The sequence below is a fragment of the Vibrio sp. KUL70 genome, assembly GCF_059725515.1.
Map to the genome: position 1 here is coordinate 1,097,074 of NZ_AP045835.1, position 18,224 is coordinate 1,115,297.

Annotated in this window: 12 protein-coding genes; 7 read left to right on the plus strand and 5 right to left on the minus strand. The window is 43.7% G+C overall.

Annotated features, from left to right (window positions below; translation table 11 throughout):
- Positions 1-172 precede the first annotated feature (172 nt).
- The gene (locus AC6I7V_RS18880; protein WP_255231984.1) at positions 173-892 is read left to right on the plus strand and encodes a FadR/GntR family transcriptional regulator; all 720 of its coding nucleotides are present in this window, start codon (positions 173-175) and stop codon (positions 890-892) included.
- A gap of 119 nt (positions 893-1,011) precedes the next feature.
- On the opposite strand, the gene AC6I7V_RS18885 is transcribed toward AC6I7V_RS18880, so the two are convergent.
- Positions 1,012-1,686, minus strand: coding sequence for an oligogalacturonate-specific porin KdgM family protein (locus tag AC6I7V_RS18885; RefSeq protein ID WP_498011887.1), 675 nt, complete (start codon positions 1,684-1,686; stop codon positions 1,012-1,014).
- 999 nt (positions 1,687-2,685) lie between these two features.
- Here AC6I7V_RS18885 and AC6I7V_RS18890 point away from each other — a divergent pair.
- The gene (locus AC6I7V_RS18890) at positions 2,686-4,452 is read left to right on the plus strand and encodes a sodium:solute symporter family transporter (protein ID WP_255231982.1); all 1,767 of its coding nucleotides are present in this window, start codon (positions 2,686-2,688) and stop codon (positions 4,450-4,452) included.
- A gap of 195 nt (positions 4,453-4,647) precedes the next feature.
- On the opposite strand, the gene AC6I7V_RS18895 is transcribed toward AC6I7V_RS18890, so the two are convergent.
- Complete coding sequence (locus AC6I7V_RS18895) at positions 4,648-5,544, minus strand: LysR family transcriptional regulator (RefSeq protein WP_498011888.1); 897 nt, start codon at positions 5,542-5,544, stop codon at positions 4,648-4,650.
- Between the two features lie 160 nt (positions 5,545-5,704).
- Here AC6I7V_RS18895 and AC6I7V_RS18900 point away from each other — a divergent pair, with 160 nt between their 5' ends.
- The 4 genes from AC6I7V_RS18900 (at position 5,705) to AC6I7V_RS18915 (ending at position 11,143) form a co-directional block, all read left to right on the plus strand.
- Complete coding sequence (locus AC6I7V_RS18900; RefSeq protein ID WP_261883567.1) at positions 5,705-6,880, plus strand: MFS transporter; 1,176 nt, start codon at positions 5,705-5,707, stop codon at positions 6,878-6,880.
- Positions 6,881-7,112: 232 nt separating this feature from the next.
- Positions 7,113-8,048 carry an LpxL/LpxP family Kdo(2)-lipid IV(A) lauroyl/palmitoleoyl acyltransferase gene (gene lpxL, locus AC6I7V_RS18905; protein ID WP_498011889.1) on the plus strand — a complete coding sequence of 312 codons (936 nt, stop codon included), beginning with the start codon at positions 7,113-7,115 and terminating at the stop codon, positions 8,046-8,048.
- Between the two features lie 216 nt (positions 8,049-8,264).
- Positions 8,265-9,827, plus strand: coding sequence for a methyl-accepting chemotaxis protein (locus tag AC6I7V_RS18910; RefSeq protein ID WP_498011890.1), 1,563 nt, complete (start codon positions 8,265-8,267; stop codon positions 9,825-9,827).
- A gap of 191 nt (positions 9,828-10,018) precedes the next feature.
- On the plus strand, positions 10,019-11,143 hold the full coding sequence (locus AC6I7V_RS18915; RefSeq protein ID WP_498011891.1) for a conjugal transfer protein TraF: 1,125 nt from the start codon (positions 10,019-10,021) through the stop codon (positions 11,141-11,143).
- 64 nt (positions 11,144-11,207) lie between these two features.
- On the opposite strand, the gene tkt is transcribed toward AC6I7V_RS18915, so the two are convergent.
- Together tkt and tal are read right to left on the minus strand one after the other, a co-directional pair.
- Positions 11,208-13,199 (minus strand): transketolase, encoded by a 1,992-nt coding sequence (tkt, locus tag AC6I7V_RS18920; protein ID WP_498011892.1) that lies wholly within the window; start codon positions 13,197-13,199, stop codon positions 11,208-11,210.
- A gap of 81 nt (positions 13,200-13,280) precedes the next feature.
- Complete coding sequence (gene tal / locus AC6I7V_RS18925; RefSeq protein ID WP_171759474.1) at positions 13,281-14,231, minus strand: transaldolase; 951 nt, start codon at positions 14,229-14,231, stop codon at positions 13,281-13,283.
- A gap of 458 nt (positions 14,232-14,689) precedes the next feature.
- Between tal and AC6I7V_RS18930 the strand changes: the two genes are divergently transcribed.
- Positions 14,690-15,697 (plus strand): sugar-binding transcriptional regulator, encoded by a 1,008-nt coding sequence (locus AC6I7V_RS18930; RefSeq protein ID WP_498011893.1) that lies wholly within the window; start codon positions 14,690-14,692, stop codon positions 15,695-15,697.
- Positions 15,698-15,784: 87 nt separating this feature from the next.
- Here AC6I7V_RS18930 and AC6I7V_RS18935 read toward each other — a convergent pair whose 3' ends face one another.
- The gene (locus AC6I7V_RS18935) at positions 15,785-18,082 is read right to left on the minus strand and encodes a putative bifunctional diguanylate cyclase/phosphodiesterase (RefSeq protein ID WP_498011894.1); all 2,298 of its coding nucleotides are present in this window, start codon (positions 18,080-18,082) and stop codon (positions 15,785-15,787) included.
- Positions 18,083-18,224 lie beyond the last annotated feature (142 nt).

The window sequence follows — 18,224 nt, forward strand, 5'->3', positions numbered from 1 at the left end:
ATTATTATAGATGAGTGGATGGGTTCGAGTTGAGTATCGAGTTTATCCTATTCAGTTTATACCATTTATTTTGGCTAAATCTGTGGCGGAGCGCAGTAACGATATTTGGTAGTTGAATACATAAGTGATATAGTAGGGATTAAATAATACATAAATAACAACAAGTGAACATATGGTCGGAACATTCAATTCAATCGCAGGGTCAAAGCGTAGCCTACACGTGCAAGTTGCTCGTGAAATTGCTCGTAGTATTCTGTCTGGTCAGTTAGCTCAAGGTTCTATTATCCCTGGTGAGATGGCGCTTTGTGAGCAATTTGGTATTAGTCGTACAGCACTGCGTGAAGCGGTAAAATTGCTGACATCTAAAGGTCTTTTAGAGTCTCGCCCAAAAGTGGGTACTCGTGTTGTTGATCGCGCGTATTGGAACTTCCTAGACCCTCAACTCATTGGTTGGATGGACGGTCTAGCAGATACTGACGAATTCTGTTTCCAGTTTTTAGGCTTACGTCGTGCGATAGAGCCTGAAGCTTGCGCACTGGCTGCGAAGAACGCGTCAGCTGAACAGCGCATTGAGCTTTCGGAAACATTCCAAGAGATGGTCGAAGTGTCTGAAGCTGAAGTTTTCGACCAAGAGCGTTGGACAGATGTAGACATGCGATTCCATAGCCTGATCTTTAATGCAACAGGTAACGATTTCTATCTTCCATTCGGCAATATCTTAACAACGATGTTTGTTAACTTTATTGTCCACTCTTCGGAAGAGGGTAGCACTTGTATCAATGAACACCGTCAGATCTACGATGCGATCATGGCTGGTAACAGTGAAAAAGCACGTGCTGCTTCTGCAAATCATCTACAAGAGTCGAAACACAGGTTGCCAGCAGCGAGTTAAGCTTCGTTCCCCACCTAATTAAATACAAATAACAGAGCCAGCATACAATGAATTTTATTCATAATGCTGGCTCTGTTTTTTTGTTTCAAGCTTTATATAGGTGACAAGCTTCGGACAAATTAGAAGCTGTAGCTAACACCAACGCGGCTACGTAGCTGGCGGTCGCTGCCGTCTTGTACGTTACCGAATTCTACATACGGACGCCAATTCCAGTCAGCCTCTTTGTAACCGACTTTGATGTTGTAGTCCCATTCGTAGTCTGCCCCGCCGCCAGCGGTCCATTTATTATTGGCAAAATCTTCTGCGTAGTTTGCTTCAAAGCCAAACTGGAACGCATTCCAGTTGTAATCTAGGTTACCGGTGATTTTACTACGGTTGAGATTCTCTTTTAAGGAATCAGATGTGTAGTCGCGGAACTCATGACGGTAGCGTAGCTTCGCCTTCAAACCCGAATCGAACGAGTATTGAACACGAACTTGAGGTTTATAAGTGATGCTTTCAGAACCAAAAGTGACTGGCATACTTGGTTGGATCATCCATTGATCATTCAATTTGATTTGGTAGCCGTATTCAAACTCATTGTCAGCAGCTTCCCAGTCTGAGAATGGCTTCCCTTTTTGCTTCATTTCTGCACCGAAGAAGTGGTTGTCTACTGAACCACTCATTTTGATGCGGCTCGCCCACTCTTCCGAACCGTGTTTGTACTCTTGACGAGCATCTAATGAAGCAGCTGAAAGGTTGCCAGCAAAAAGAGTTGCTGTAATCGCTAAAGCAATTTTATTTTTAGAAATCATAATGTTGTTCCACTTAATTAAAATTGTCATGGGGGATTCACCCACCGTAGGGGACTTATAGTTTGGGTTTAAAATAATACAAATATGCTATCTCATTATTTTCAATGTGATCTGTGAATTAGATCAACTTGTGATGACAAAATGGGCGGTAACAAACCGTTACACTCTGAAATAAATATGCTAAGCATCTGTTTTATAGGGTGTTGGTGAGTTTGCCAGAAGTTTAATTGGCAAATAGATATTTAAGAATTGTGCGTTCAATCATGGAAATTAGAATAACCGCTTTATTTTTATTTGTAATACATTAATATTATTGCGGCTGGCGCGGAGAAGCATTTGGCAACGGTATGTTGCAGTTTGATTGATTCGCTTTGGCTATCGGATCTTAGGCATTGATTGAAATGCCTTACACCGGTATTTCAATTCTTGCTCCCAACTATACTAATGACGACTTCTGTTGAACTTTGTTGATATAGAAGAAGGTGGTGGCAATACTGCCTTTGCGCCCATGTTGATACAGGCTACATGGGCGTTTTTTTTTGCTTAATTGAACCTCCTAATTAAGCTAAACACCCCTCAAGTCTTCGCTTTTCAGCTCGTGTATTAAGAAACATCCAGATGTCAATTGGATACCAATAGACTCATTAGTATTACTTAATCTTGGTCATTATGAATGGCAGGGTTCTAATGTAATGAATCAATTAGACCGTTTTAGATCAGTAATCTTACTTGATATTTCAAATTCGAATATTGGCTTTTAAGTATGATATCGATATTTTATATGATTTATCTTCGAAAATTCACACTTTTTATCTTCAATTGGCATCTGGAAAGCTTTTATTTTCTCTATCGTCTGATGAATTTGAGCTCGATCACTCAACACGTGTTTACTTGTCCAAATTTAAGATTTGAATCACGCATTTGAAGTATTGTAGTACAAATGTTGGTTGTCTATATCTATAGTCGAGGCAACAAAAAAACAAATAGAAGGTCTCCACGATGGAACTCAATACATTAATAGTAGGTATCTACTTTCTCTTCTTAATTGCAATAGGGTGGATGTTTAGAACGTTTACTAGTACGACAAGTGACTACTTCCGAGGAGGGGGTAGCATGCTTTGGTGGATGGTTGGGGCTACTGCTTTCATGACTCAGTTTAGTGCTTGGACCTTTACCGGTGCTGCGGGCAAAGCGTTTACCGATGGCTTTGCTGTTGCGATCATCTTTATCGCTAATGCGTTCGGCTACTTAATGAACTACTTATACTTTGCACCAAAATTCAGACAGTTACGTGTGGTGACTGTTATTGAAGCAATTCGTATGCGTTTTGGTAAGGTCAATGAGCAGGTATTTACTTGGTCTGGTATGCCTAACAGTGTTATCTCTGCTGGTATCTGGTTGAACGGTCTTGCAATCATTGCATCAGGCATATTCGGTTTCGATATGACAACAACCATCATTCTTACTGGTTTGGTTGTATTGGTGATGTCAGTAACGGGTGGCTCTTGGGCGGTTATCGCATCTGACTTCATGCAGATGGTCATCATTATGGCTGTAACGGTCACTTGTGCTGTTGTTGCTATGTACCACGGTGGTGGTGTAACCAATATCGTTAATAACTTCCCAACGGATTCGTTCATTACCGGTGATAACCTTAACTACCTGAGCATCTTTAGTATTTGGGCTGTTTTCATTTTCCTAAAACAGTTCAGCATCACCAACAACATGTTGAACTCTTACCGTTACCTTGCGGCTAAAGACTCGAACAACGCGCGTAAAGCTGCTCTGCTGGCTTGTGTGTTAATGACGCTTGGTCCAATCATCTGGTTCATGCCTTCTTGGTTCATTGCAGGTCAAGGTGTCGATTTAGCATCTCAATACCCAGAAGCAGGTAGCAAAGCGGCTGACTTCGCTTATCTATACTTTGTACAGGAGTACATGCCTGTAGGTATGGTGGGCTTATTGATTGCAGCGATGTTTGCGGCAACTATGTCTTCAATGGACTCTGGTCTAAACCGTAATTCAGGTATTTTTGTTAAGAACTTCTACGAGCCGATTTTACGTCCAAATGCGAATGAAAAAGAGTTGGTGATTGTTTCTAAGCTAACGTCTACTTTCTTCGGTATTTCTATCATCCTTGTTGCTCTGTTCATTAACTCGCTGAAGGGTCTGAGCCTATTCGATACGATGATGTATGTCGGTGCCTTGATTGGCTTCCCTATGACTATTCCAGCATTCTGTGGCTTCTTTATTCGTAAGACACCAGACTGGGCAGGTTGGGGTACATTGGTTGTTGGTGGTTTCGTATCATACTTCGTCGGTTTTGTTATCACGGCGGAGATGGTTGAAGGCTGGTTTGGTTTGAACGAACTTACTGGTCGTGAGTGGGCCGATCTTAAAGTGGCTATTGGCCTGATTGGTCACATCGTGTTTACTGCTGGCTTCTTCGTACTATCAACGCTGTTCTACAAGCCTCTTGCTGAACATCGTGAGAAAGACGTAGACAAGTTCTTCGACAACCTAGCAACGCCATTGGTTGCAGAGAGCACTGAGCAGAAGAAACTAGATAATAAACAACGTCGTATGTTGGGTTCACTTATTGCGGTTGCGGGTGTTGGTGTTATGACGATGTTTGTATTGCCAAACCCAATGTGGGGACGTTTAGTCTTCGTACTGTGTGGACTTATCGTTTTCTTAGTAGGCTTACTTCTAGTCAAAGCTGTTGACGACACAGTTGAAAGTGCGCAACAAGAAACCACGGCTTAATACGAGCCAGTAAAATCATCAGGCCGCTCAATTCAAATTGAGCGGCTTTTTTACGTCTTGAAAACGGAGAGGCGCTGGAGTAAATAGCACCAATGACGGGTTCATAAAGGAAGTAGCCAGGACTTTGCATCTTTCTAAAAGGCGTCTAAATTGTGACCTGTACTTACTAAATCGCTGGTTGAATTATTTATGTACTTACAAACTGTCGATGAAGGTCTGTTTAATCAGGTCAATCACAGTGTCGTATCGACGTGGCAGGGTACGGTTTCTCTTCTGTACTAAGTAGAGTGCCTCTTCCACTTTGACCTTGGGTGGAACTACGTGCAGTTGATCTTTATGCGGGAAGTTTTCGACTGCGCCTTCAGGCAGCACTGTAAAACCAAGTCCTTTGGAGACGGGTAGTAGAATTTGATGAAGCTGGTTTATGTATCCCGTCTTAGGAAGTTCGTTAATATTGAGCTTTTTCAGCGCATCATCACCACATAAATCGAAATACAGAGAGAGATAATGGGTTGAGTCAGGGTGAGCGATTAGGCCCAACTCGTGGAGCTTTTCAGGAGTAATCTCGACGTTTTCCAAGCTCTTGTGAGTAATCAGACACAAGGCTTCCTTACCAATCATTTCTGTTTGATAGACTCGATCGTTCGGTAGTTGAGTCACGATGCCTACATCAATCGTTCCTTGTAACACATCGTTGAATATTCGTTGGTTGGGTGAAGCCTCGACGTGAATGCTGAGTTCTGGATGCTCGGCTTGCAGTTCGAGAAAGTCGGGGTAAAGCTGAAGAGCAAGGGTACCAGAGCACGACAGGTTGCATTGACCTGCAAAAGGGTTGTCAAACCGAAGAGATTCAAACAACTCTTCTTGCTCTTTGTTTAGCTTAAGCGCGTAGCGATAAATAATTCGACCTTGCTCGGTTAGCTCGAAGGTTTTGTTTTCTCGTGAGAGCAGGGAGCAGTTACAGGCTTGTTCGAGTTTCTTTATGTGCTGGCTGACTCCAGGTTGAGTCATATAGAGTTTTTCTGCCGTTTGAGTGAAGTGACCCACTTCCACAAGTGTTTTAAAAGTATTAAGCCAAAGCGGATTAATCATTACGCGCCCTATATAACAAATCATTATCACAATCTCTAATTATCATAAGTCATAGTGGTCAGAATTGATAAGGATATCGTTATAAGTGTCAGCGATTAAAGGGTTGCAACTTTGTTGTTGATTTGTTGTAGTTGCCACCTGATGCATAAAAGGTGGCAAAATGAACAGGAACGTTTGGATACTCTCCCTCTGTCAGGCTCTATTGATGACTGGCAATATTCTTCTTATCTCTGTGATTGGCTTGATCGGAAAACAGATCGCGCCGAGTCAAAGTATGATCACTTTGCCTGTGGCACTGCAATTTCTTGGTCTAATGGCGGCGACCATTCCTGCGTCTCTCATCTCTGGGAAGTTGGGGCGCAAGCGAGGCTTTAGTATCGGTAATATAGTCGGTATCTCTGGTGCGAGCTTAGCGACCTTCGCGCTCTCAACTCACCACTTTTACCTGTTCTGCTTTGCAACCTTTTTACTCGGCATTGGGATCGGCTTTGGTACTTTGTATCGATTTGCTGCGATTGAAGTGTGTAGTGAAGACGCACGTCACCGCGCAATATCCATTTCAATGGCGGGTGGGGTTTTAGCTGCCGTATTGGGGCCTAACTTGGCGGTAATGTCTCAGCAGTGGTCACAAGATGGTCTCTATATTGGTGCTTTCGCATCACTAATCGGGTTGAACGTGTTGGCATTGATTATTCTCCAGACAGTTCAGTTTCCTAAGTTCAACCTAACAACCCAACAAGTTCAGCCAGACCCAGTGCGCACCATGATAAAAGCACCTAACTTCGTTGGCGCTGTGTTTGCTGCTATGGTCTCTTATGCGGTGATGAACATTTTAATGACGGCCACTCCGCTTGCGATGATTGGATGTGGTTTTGATTTTACCAAAGCAGCTGGCGTGATTGAGTGGCACGTATTAGGTATGTTCGTTCCTGCATTCTTTACGGGTGGGCTAATCGAGAAGTTTGGCGCCAAACGTATGATTTTAGCTGGCGCAGTACTGTTTTTATTGTGTATTGCTATCAATATACACGGCGAGTCAATTTGGCACTTCAGATCGGCGCTAGTGTTGCTCGGGGTTGGTTGGAACTTTATGTTTATTGCGGCGACAGGGTTATTTAGCCAATCTTACCAAGCGAAGAACAAATCTAAAGCACAGGCTCTGAATGAGTTTGTGGTCTTTAGCTGTGTTAGTGTTACGGCACTTCTCTCAGGTTGGCTTGAATCTACGGTTGGTTGGCAAATGCTTAATATCTACGTATTGCCGTTTGTGTTGCTGGTGATCATGGTGTTTGCGTTCAGCGCAAAGAAAGCAAGCAGCCCATCAGTAACGCAGTAAACATCAAGCTTTTAAGCGAAGTGCTCGCTCGGTTTGGACGAGCACTTTGATTGTGATTTTTTATCGTGACCTATCTGATATAGAGCCAAAAGTTCATAATTTCTACATATTGTATTGGATGTGTAGGTTGCAGTTTCCTATTCGATAGTTTCTTTACATAGCTTTATTCGATATTTACTTTTTTTTTATGAATCGTATGTATAATTACGCTGCTTTTATTCAAGGAGGCGTAATGAAAGTAGTAGATCGTCCAAAGTTAACGTTGTCTTTGTTGTTGCCAAAATATTGGTGTGTCTGGTTTGGTTTTGGCTTTTTAGCTTTATTAGTAAATCTTCTACCTTATCGAGTCTTGGTCTTTATCGGAGAGGGCGTTGGTCAGCTTGCAAGGTTGATTATCAGCAAGCGTGCGAAGGTGGCACGACGTAACTTTGAATTAGCATTTCCTGAGTTGTCTGCTCAAGAAGTTGAGAAATTAGTTCGACGAAACTTTGAATACGCAGGAATGGCTTTGATTGAAACCGGCATGGCTTGGTTCTGGCCTGATTGGCGAGTGAAGCGTCACATGCGTGTAGTGGGGAAAGACCTCATTCTTGAGCAAGAAGAGAATGGGCGCGGTGTGCTGGTGGCATGTGGTCATTTTCTTAATCTAGAAATGACAGCCCGAATTTTTAGCCTATTTGCACCGGGTTACGGTGTATATCGACCGCACAGTAATGCTGCCTATGAGTTTATTCAGCATTATGGTAGAACGCGTAAAGGGCATAAAATGATCGATCGTTCTGATTTAAAAGGTATGCTCAAAGTGCTTAAATCAGGCAATCGCTTATGGTATCTACCTGACCATGATTATGGAGCAAACGCTTCTGTGTTTGTGCCATTCTTTGGTGTCGATAAAGCTTCAACGACAGCGGGCACAGGGTTTTTAATTGATGCAACTAAGTGCGCAGTAATGTCAGGAGTTAGTGTCAGAAAAGGTGGTGTCTATGAGCTACAGATCAGCGAAGATTTCAGCGATAAATTCCCACGTAAGCAGCCAGAAGTTGCAGCGCAAGTTATGAACCAAGAAATCGAACGCATAATCCTAAAAGACATCTGTGCTTGGATGTGGTTACACAGAAGGTACAAGACGCTGCCTGAAGATCATCTTGGTCCTTGTCGTTATGCATAGTCTATTTGTGTAATAAAGTCACAACGCATAGTCCTGTGATCATTTCTATTAAGCCTCGGGTTGAATCTGAGGCTTTGTTGTATTTGTGAGCGATTGCGGTAAGAAACGAATAAAGTCCCGTCATTTATCTAAAATGTGACGTTCATATTTTGTCATAATTTCAATAATTGTTTATATTCGCCTGCTAAAATTATAAATACTAATAAGCAACGGATAATGACTGCCAGCCTCTCTTCTCAACAACGGGAAACACTTTTAAACGATACTGATCAGTTGGTATCGACGACCGACCTAAAAGGCGTGATTACTTATAGCAATGAGGCGTTTTGTCGCATTGCAGAATACGGACAAGATGAACTTTTGGGCCAAAATCATAATATTGTTCGTCATGATGAAATGCCCAAAGCCGCCTTTGCCGACATGTGGGTTAACCTTAAACAAGGTAAGGCATGGCGTGGTATTGTTAAGAATAAAACCAAGTCTGGAGGGTATTACTGGGTAGATGCTTACGTAACGCCGATCTACGATGATGGTGTAATTAGTGGTTACCAGTCGGTTCGTGTGAAGCCTAAAGCTCAATGGGTACAAGTTGCAGATAAAGCTTACCAAGGTTTATTAAAGGCTGAGAAGAGTGGTCGCCAGTGGTCATTACAAATCAGTGACAGTGTTCGCTATGCGATTCTTCTAGGCTCGCTTTCGGCTCCAGTGCTATCGAACATGATGGATCTAGGTCAGGCAGCACAGTGGTTGTGTAGCTTACTGCCTGTTTCTGCACTCGCATTGTTATTTAGACAAGAACTTATCGATACACCGCGCGAGCTTAAAAAGCTTCAATCTAAGTTTGATAGTGTTAGTCGTTTAGTGTATTCGGGCAATAGCCAGTTTTCGGTTGCCGATTTCCATCTTAAGTTGGCTTCGGCTCGTATTCGTACTGTATTAGGTCGAATGACCGATTCAGCGAAGCCAATTCAAGATTTGGCAGATAACTTGAGCGCGACTTCTTATCAAGTAACGGAAGCGCTTGATCAACAAACCAGAGACATCCTTGAAGTGCGTGAAGCGACAGCTGAAGTAGAAATGACGGCGAATGAAGTGTCATCGACAACTCAAGAAGCGCACCAGGTCGTAGATATCACCTTCAAGACATGTGCAAGTGCAAAAGAGAGCATCGACCAAACGCACAGCAACCTTGATAGTTTGAATGTACAGGCTGAAAAGGCGACTCAAACGACTTATCAGTTAAGCGACCAAGCTCAGAACGTCAGTAAAATGATGGAAGAGATTGGTGGTATTGCTGAACAGACTAACTTGTTGGCTTTGAACGCTGCCATTGAAGCGGCGCGTGCGGGCGAGCAGGGGCGTGGTTTCGCTGTGGTAGCCGATGAAGTTCGTGCGCTCTCAGGTCGCACTTCGAAAGCGACGGTACAGATCAAAGAGAGCATTGAAACTATGCTACACACCATTGAAGGGTGGCAGCGTGATATCTTGGATAACCAAGCGCAAACCGCAAAATGTGGTGAATCTGCTCAGGTAAGTTCTGAACGACTCTCTGAGGTTGAGACGTTAATGGGACAGATGAATCAATTGATGCAGTCTGTTGAGAATGCTGCTAACCAACAGCGTCAGCTTACTAGCGATGTGAACCTGCATATTCAGTCTATTGCTTCGACGGCGGAACAAAACCAAGCGGCGACACATTCAGTTAAAGAGAACTCAGATGATCTTAAGAATCAAGTCGGGGAGTTCCACATGCTTGCGCAGCGTTTTGAAGAGAAGTAACAATAGCTCAGTTTGGCATCCATAGAATATCAAGCCCCGCACTCGCGGGGCTTTTCTTTAGTCAGGAAAACTCGATCAATAGAACGCATATACATAATCCATTTACATATATTGTTTTTATGAGTTAACATTTTATTCGCATTGATGCTTATTTGTGCTAATGCGAACATAATAAAAAGGACAATATTAAAATGAAAAATATGGCAAAAACGTCACTAGCAGTGGCTCTATCGCTAGCAGCATTCTCTGCTAGTTCGGCTAATATCATTGCAGATGGACGAGGCAATGGTATGGGGAATACAGGCGTAACGTCCGCAGACTTTCTTCTTGCTCCATTCTATAACCCTGCACTTGTTGCCGTTCATAGAGAAGAAGACGACTTTGGACTATTAGTACCTTCAGTTGGGCTAACCGCTAAAGATACCGATGAAACATTGTCGTTGATCGACGACTTACAAGATGCGATCGATAAAAACCCAGGGAGTGTCAATGACCCTGAAGTTGATCGCCTGTTGAACGAAATTAAAGGAAACTCGCCTGTTGCGGTAACGGCAGGAGCTGGTCTAGCTGTTGCTTTCCCAATTAAGGCTCTTTCAGCAAACCTCTTCACTCGCGGTTATGCAGAAGTGATTGCTGTACCGGATGTAGATACTTCGGGTAGCACAACCGCTCAGAGGGTAGCAGATTCGGAAGTACATATGGTGGCCTTTGGTTATTCCGAATTTGGTTTAGCGTTAGCGAAGCGAGTCAACCTCGCAGGTTATGACGTTTCTTTTGGTATTACGCCTAAATATCAGAAGTTGATGACATACCAAGACTCGGCAAACATTGATGACTTTGATCTCGAAGATTATGATCAAAGCGAAGTAAGCGAGACTGCTTTCAACGTCGATTTAGGTGCTGTGCTCATGCTCAATAATTACCGTGTGGGCATTGCAATTAAAGACTTGTTGTCACAAGAAGTAAAAACTTTCGATGGCACTGATACTTATAACCTAGATACACAGATTACGCTCTCTGGTGCCTATGCATTGGAGTTATTTACTGCAACTGTCGATTGGGATGTTACGAAGCAAGAACGCTTTGCTAAATTGGCCGATGATACTCAGTTTTTACGTTTTGGTGTTGAAGGTAATGCATGGGGTTGGGCACAACTGCGTGCAGGGTATGAAATTGATCTAGAAGATACATTAGATAATTCAATCACTGCTGGTATTGGCATTAGTCCTGGGGATTTAGTTAGTTTAGATATTGCCGGGAGTTATGCTGGTGATAACCAATTTGGTGTCGGCGGCAACCTCGCCTTTACCTTTTAACTTAGATCCAATAAAAAACGCCCCGCTAACTGTAGCGGGGCGTTTTAGTATCCAGATGTAGAGATTAAGCTAGAAGCTCTTTCGCTGTGTTTACTACGTTTTCAGTAGTGAAACCGAACATCTTGAATAGCTCACCTGCTGGTGCAGATTCGCCGAATGTTGTCATACCAATGATCTTGCCACCGAAGCCAACGTACTTGTACCAGAAGTCAGCGATGCCAGCTTCTACAGCGATACGAGCTGTTACGTCAGATGGAAGTACAGATTCACGGTACTGCGCGTCTTGCTTGTCGAATGCGTCAGTTGCAGGCATAGATACTACACGTACCTTCTTACCTTCAGCTGTCAGTTCAGCCGCAGCGTTAACCGCTAGCTCAACTTCAGAACCTGTAGCGATAAGGATAAGCTCTGGCTTACCTTCACAATCTTTCAGGATGTAACCACCCTTCGCGATGTTAGCTACTTGCTCTTCGCTACGCTCTTGCTGTGCAAGGTTTTGACGAGAGAAGATTAGAGACGTTGGGCCGTCTTTACGCTCGATAGCCAGTTTCCAAGCGACTGCAGACTCAACTTGGTCACATGGACGCCATGTGCTCATGTTTGGAGTTAGACGTAGAGAAGCCATTTGCTCAACTGGTTGGTGAGTTGGGCCATCTTCGCCAAGACCGATAGAGTCGTGCGTGTAAACTTGAATGTTCTGAACTTTCATCAGAGCAGCCATACGCATTGCGTTACGAGCGTATTCCATGAACATTAGGAAAGTAGCGCCGTATGGTACGAAACCACCGTGCAGAGCGATACCGTTCATGATCGCCGTCATACCGAATTCACGTACACCGTAGTGGATGTAGTTACCCGCTGGATCTTCAGCAGAAACAGACTTAGAACCAGACCACATAGTTAGGTTAGATGGTGCAAGGTCAGCAGAGCCGCCTAGGAACTCAGGTAGCATAGCACCGAACGCTTCTAGTGCGTTTTGAGACGCTTTACGTGATGCGATGTTTGCTGGGTTAGCTTGAAGATCAGCAATAATTTGGTTTGCTTTCTCTTCCCACTGTGCAGGAAGTTCACCGTTTACGCGGCGTTTGAATTCAGCTGCCAACTCAGGGTGTGCTGCTTCATAAGCTGCAAGTTTCTCGTTCCACGCTGCTTCCTTAGCTGCGCCTGCTTCTTTCGCATCCCACTCTGCGTAGACTTCCGACGGAATTTCAAAAGGACCGTGCTCCCAACCAAGTTCTTTACGTGTAGCTGCAATTTCTTCAGCGCCTAGTGGTGCACCGTGACAGTCGTGTGAACCAGATTTGTTTGGAGAACCAAAACCGATGATAGTCTTAGTACAGATTAGAGTAGGGCGTGGATCTGCTTTGGCGGCGATAATCGCTGCGTTGATCGCTTCAGCGTCGTGACCATCTACTGCTGGGATTACGTGCCAGCCGTAAGCTTCAAAACGTTTTGGCGTATCATCAGAGAACCAGCCTTCAACGTGACCGTCGATAGAAATACCGTTGTCATCCCAGAAAGCGATCAGCTTACCAAGACCAAGCGTACCTGCTAGAGAACATGCTTCGTGAGAGATACCTTCCATCAGACAGCCGTCACCCATGAATGCATAAGTGAAGTGGTCAACGATGTCGTGGCCTTCTTTGTTGAATTGTGCTGCTAGAGTTTTCTCAGCCAGCGCCATACCTACCGCGTTCGTAATACCTTGACCTAGTGGGCCAGTTGTTGTTTCGATACCTGGTGCGTAACCGTACTCTGGGTGACCCGGAGTCTTAGAGTGCAGTTGACGGAAGTTCTTAAGATCTTCGATTGATAGCTCGTAGCCTGCTAGGTGAAGCAGAGAGTAAATCAGCATAGAGCCGTGGCCGTTTGAAAGAACGAAACGGTCGCGGTCTGCCCACTCTGGGTTTGATGGGTTGTGGTTTAGGTGATCACGCCAAAGAACTTCAGCAATGTCAGCCATACCCATAGGTGCGCCAGGGTGACCAGAGTTTGCTTGTTGTACGCCGTCCATGCTAAGAGCACGAATAGCATTAGCTAAATGTTTACGATCCATAATTACTACCAGTGTTTAAATATTGAAATTGGAAATTGAAAGGGGAACGCAAACGTTCCCCCTTTTTTTTATTCTGTGTGATTACAGCTTAGCTGCGATCATGTCTTCTAGTTTGCCTTGGTCAACGGCGAAGTTGCGGATACCTTCTGCAACTTTCTCAACTGCCATAGCGTCTAGGTTGTGCTCCCATAGGAACTCAGCGTGAGTCATTGGAGCAGGACGCTCTTTAGAGCCTTTAGAGTCAACTAGCTTCTCTACAACTTCACCTTCAGCCGCTTCTAGTTCAGCTAGAAGAGCAGGAGCGATAGTTAGACGGTCACAACCAGCAAGTTCTAGGATCTCGCCGATGTTACGGAAGCTTGCACCCATAACAACAGTGTTGTAGCCGTAGTCTTTGTAGTAGTTGTAGATATCAGTTACTGAGATTACACCTGGATCTTCTGAAGCTTCAAAGTCACGACCTTCTTTCGCTTTGTACCAGTCCATGATACGACCAACGAATGGCGAGATTAGGAATACGCCAGCTTCAGCACAAGCACGAGCCTGAGCGAATGAGAATAGAAGAGTAAGGTTACAGTTGATGCCTTCTTTCTCTAGGATTTCAGCAGCGCGGATACCTTCCCAAGTAGAAGCCAGTTTGATTAGGATACGATCGTTAGTGATGCCAGCATCGTTGTACATTTTTACTAGCTGACGAGCTTTCGCTACGCTGCCTTCAGTGTCGTAAGAAAGGCGCGCATCAACTTCTGTAGAGATACGGCCTGGGATTGTTTTCAGGATTTCTTTACCGATGTTTACTGCAAGCATGTCACAAGTGTCTTGAACTTGTTGTGCTTTATCAGAGCTTTGTGCTTTAGCGTATTCAATTGAAGCATCGATAAGCGGTGCATACTCTGCGATTTGAGCCGCTTTAAGAATCAGAGAAGGGTTAGTTGTTGCGTCTTCTGGTTGATACTTTTTGATTGCGTCAATTTCACCAGTGTCTGCTACTACTGTCGTTAGTTTACGAAGTTGCTCTAATTTGTTGCTCATTTTGATCATCCTATCTATCGCATAACATCTCGTGTGAGGGGAGATGTGGGCATTTGCAAGCTAGCTAATAAACGACTCATCACCAAATCATTGGTTCAGTTGTTCATTAATTTTAAAATTTCGAGCTGACGAACATTTGCTTCGAACATATGTTCGTTGGCTGAGTAAATGATGAAGCCATATTTATCCGATCTCGCGCTAAAGTCAATGGGAAGTAGTGCAGTAAAGTGACTTTAATCAAATATAATTTACTCCAATAAACACGGGGTCTGAAAGCAAACGTTTAATGCTTGTGTGTTGAGCCGTTTAATGACTCTTTGATGACAAAGCTCTATGTGAGTATTTGTTTTCTACCATTACAAATGTTCATGATGTAAACTGATGCGACAGTTGCTTTGCTATCGGGCATTTGCTGCTTATTTAGGTGAATAAATTGTTAAATACTTGTTGGGTGGTATATGAGTAAGAATATTCAAGATGTGTCGGAAGAAAATACTGATCTTCTCACTGAAGTGGCGGTTGCCTACTATCAAGACGGTGCGACACAAGAAGAGATATCGAAAAAGTTCTCAATCTCTCGTGCAAAGGTTGGTCGAATGCTCAAGCAAGCGCGAGACGAAGGTATCGTAGAAATTACGGTAAAGTACCACCCGGTGTTTAGTGCCAAAATTGAGCAGCGCTTAATTGAGCGCTTTGGTGTTAAGCGCGCACTTGTTGCGCTGGATCAACCGAATGAAGAGCAACAACGACAACAAGTCGCAGGTTTAGTATCTAGTTACCTAACCAGTACCTTAAAAAACGGCATGGTAGTGACAGTAGGCCAGGGGCGTAACGTATCGTCTGTGGCGCACTACACTGGTGTAATTACGCCACGTGATTGTAAGTTCGTATGTGGTATCGGAGGTATTCACCCAAGAGGGGGGATGTTTAATGCCGACCATATTTGCCGTCAGTTAGCGAAAAAGTACGGTGGTTCATCGGAAACCTTGTATGCCCCCGCTTATGCCGAGAACAAAGCACAAAAAACCGCCTTTATGGAAAATAGTACCGTTAAGCAAACTCTCGACCTTGCCCGAAAAGCTGATGTAGCATTAGTCGGCATTGGTGATATGAGTGAAAACAGCTACATGGTGGATCTAGGCTGGTTTACAGCGGGTGAGGTGGTTCAATCTCGTTTGCTACAAGGTGTCGTTGGTGATTTTGCAGGTTATGATTTCTTCGATGTACACGGTAAAGCAGCGAATACGGTAATGAGTGACCGTGTTATCGGCTTGGGTTTGGAAGAGTTTCGCCCGATTGCAGAGGTGATTGCTATTGCTGCTGAGAATAGTAAGCCGCTTGCACTGCTTGGTGCACTTCGTACTGGTGTTGTGGATGTGATTGCAACCAGCGTAAGCAACGCATTGACTGTTCTCAACTTGGATGAGCAGATGAAATATGCAGAAAAGGGTGGAAGTGCTAAGTAACTCATTTGTGGGTTTATTTAGTTAGCGACATTCGATCAGACTTACTTGGGTAAAATAAACAAAAATGGAAGCGTCGGCTTCCATTTTTTATGCTTCGCACTCTTCCTCAACTGAAGGTGTATATCGCTTTAGGTATTGGCTAAGCTCTTCATATGGTATTGGTTTAGCAAAGTAATAGCCTTGCATTAAGTCACAGTGGCAAGCCTTTAAGACATCGAAGTGCTCTTTGGTCTCGACGCCTTCTGCCAGTACCACCATGCCAAAGTTTTTACCAATGGCGATGATGTTTTGAACCATCGTCAGAGATTGGGTATCGCAGTTAATGTTCTCAATAAAGCTCTTATCGATCTTCAATTCATAGATAGGTAATGCCTTCAACATGCTCAGAGAAGAGTACCCCGTACCAAAATCATCCAGTGAGATCTTAATGCCTTTGTCATAGAGTGATTCAAATATAGGGCGTACCTGTTGTACATCTTCTATAAATAAGTTCTCGGTGATCTCCAGCGTGAGATAGTCACTTGGGAACTGGTATTTTTCAAGCGTCGCTAATAGGTGTTCTGTAAATGAAGCGTGCATAAACTGGCGCACAGAAATATTGATTGATAAACCCAGCTTAAACTTATCGATCCGATGCAGGTGTGCAATCTGCTGAATACTGGATTCAATGATGAACTCACCCAATTTAGGCATTAACCCCGTTTTTTCAGCGATGGGAATGAAGACGTCAGGCGGCACAAATCCCAGCTCATCATCGATCCAGCGCACCAGTGCTTCAACGCCATGAACAGTGCCATTTGCTCGTAGAAGCGGCTGGAACACCATAAAGAGGGTCTGCTTCTCAACAGCAACTCTCAGTTTTTGCTCAACCTTCATTTTGTATAGGTGAGTTTCCTGCATCTCCGCAGTGAACATGCTGTACGAGTTTTGCTGCTGTTTCGCTTTATACATTGAGATATCAGCCGAACGCAGAAGACTATCTAGATCTGTGCCGTGCTGTGGGAACTGAGCGATCCCGATACTGCAACTTAACAGGAACTGTGATTCGTCTACGTCATAAGGTTTCGATAACACCTCAATAATTCGTTCCGCCAAGCGTTGCAACTCTCTCTCATTGGAAAGAGGGGTTAAGAATAAGAACTCATCACTTGCGTCTCTTATTACGAGGCTTAAGCGTGATTGGAAGCGACTAAGGCGTAGGGCTATTTGTTTGAGAATCTTATCGCCGAAATCATGGCCATGCGTGTCGTTCACACTCTTAAAGTTGTCGATATCGATAAATAGCAAAGTAAACGGATGTTTTTCATCATCAAGCCACTTGCTGATGTTTTGACGCATATAGAATCGATTAGGTAAAGAGGTCAGCGGGTCGTGATTCGCTTGGTAGATAAGTTGCTTGCGTGTGCGAAGCTCGCTCTTTGAAATCGATTTTACCAATACATAAAAGCCAGCGTGTAGCAGCAAGAAAACGGCAATGTAGATACTAAATTCTTCCCAAAATACTAGATCGACATGAGCAAGTTCTGTTGTACCGATAACCCAAAGTTTGTAATCGTTTAGGTACCTCTTGGTTACGATGCTATTGTTGCCCTGTTGCTCCACGATTGTTGAATAAATTTTTCCACTTTCCTTGGCATCTTGGATCGTGATTTTGTGCGACTTGGCAAAGCTATTGTTGATATGCTCGACCATATTCCGATCAACGGGAGTCGAGTAGGGTCTCAGCGAAACCACATCTTTTGAGTAGAATTGTTGATATAGATCGTCACGTAGTAGGCTTAAACTATTATATTCAGCCGTATTAACGTTCTTTTTAAATAGGATGGTGCTATTGAGCTTTAACCCAGCCGTCATTACCGCGGCTACATCAGTGCCGTTGATGGAAATTGACTTACGAATAGGGATAACCAGTGTGCCTAAGGAGTCTTGAAAGTAGGTTCGACCTAGAACCATTTTTTGGCTTTCAATCGCTTCCAAAAATGAGTCGCGTGTGTAGTCATAGTTGAGAAGATTGGGTTGTTCAGCCAGCAGCAAATTCGAGCTAACGGCTAAATATTCTCCTCGAGGATTGATCAAGCCGAAGGCGGCGATGGCTGGGTGAGTGTCAAGTAGCTTGTCCAAGATAGGACGGATCTGGATTGCGGCTGTACGAGTAAAATCGGATTGTTGGAGTAGTTGATGGCCGACGACTTCCAGTAGCGCTTCTTGGCTAGTAAGAAGAGATTCGATAGAGTTCGAAAACAGTTCCAGTTGCATATGCTGCTGGCGCGTAAAGTCGTCTCGGTTAGTTTGCCATTTGATAATCCCAAACGCAGAAAAAAGTATCAAAGTCAGCAGTACGATTAATACGTACAACGTCCAGATATTTTTTTTGAATACAGCCATACAACGCCTTTGGATCTAGATAACACTCATGTAACGGCCAATTTTGAGAAACCTTGAATCGAAATTATAAAAAAGAGCACCGTACCTGTTCTGTTGTATAGTAACAAAACACATATTGATTGAGTATAATTTCGATCAAAAT

Coding starts and splice junctions, on each gene's coding strand:
- AC6I7V_RS18890 (WP_255231982.1), top strand. CDS start 2,686: ATGGAACTCAATACATTAATAGTAGGTATCTACTTTCTCTTCTTAATT.
- AC6I7V_RS18895 (WP_498011888.1), bottom strand. CDS start 5,544: ATGATTAATCCGCTTTGGCTTAATACTTTTAAAACACTTGTGGAAGTG.
- tal (WP_171759474.1), bottom strand. CDS start 14,231: ATGAGCAACAAATTAGAGCAACTTCGTAAACTAACGACAGTAGTAGCA.
- AC6I7V_RS18930 (WP_498011893.1), top strand. CDS start 14,690: ATGAGTAAGAATATTCAAGATGTGTCGGAAGAAAATACTGATCTTCTC.
- tkt (WP_498011892.1), bottom strand. CDS start 13,199: ATGGATCGTAAACATTTAGCTAATGCTATTCGTGCTCTTAGCATGGAC.
- AC6I7V_RS18935 (WP_498011894.1), bottom strand. CDS start 18,082: ATGGCTGTATTCAAAAAAAATATCTGGACGTTGTACGTATTAATCGTA.
- AC6I7V_RS18880 (WP_255231984.1), top strand. CDS start 173: ATGGTCGGAACATTCAATTCAATCGCAGGGTCAAAGCGTAGCCTACAC.
- AC6I7V_RS18915 (WP_498011891.1), top strand. CDS start 10,019: ATGAAAAATATGGCAAAAACGTCACTAGCAGTGGCTCTATCGCTAGCA.
- lpxL (WP_498011889.1), top strand. CDS start 7,113: ATGAAAGTAGTAGATCGTCCAAAGTTAACGTTGTCTTTGTTGTTGCCA.
- AC6I7V_RS18885 (WP_498011887.1), bottom strand. CDS start 1,686: ATGATTTCTAAAAATAAAATTGCTTTAGCGATTACAGCAACTCTTTTT.
- AC6I7V_RS18910 (WP_498011890.1), top strand. CDS start 8,265: ATGACTGCCAGCCTCTCTTCTCAACAACGGGAAACACTTTTAAACGAT.
- AC6I7V_RS18900 (WP_261883567.1), top strand. CDS start 5,705: ATGAACAGGAACGTTTGGATACTCTCCCTCTGTCAGGCTCTATTGATG.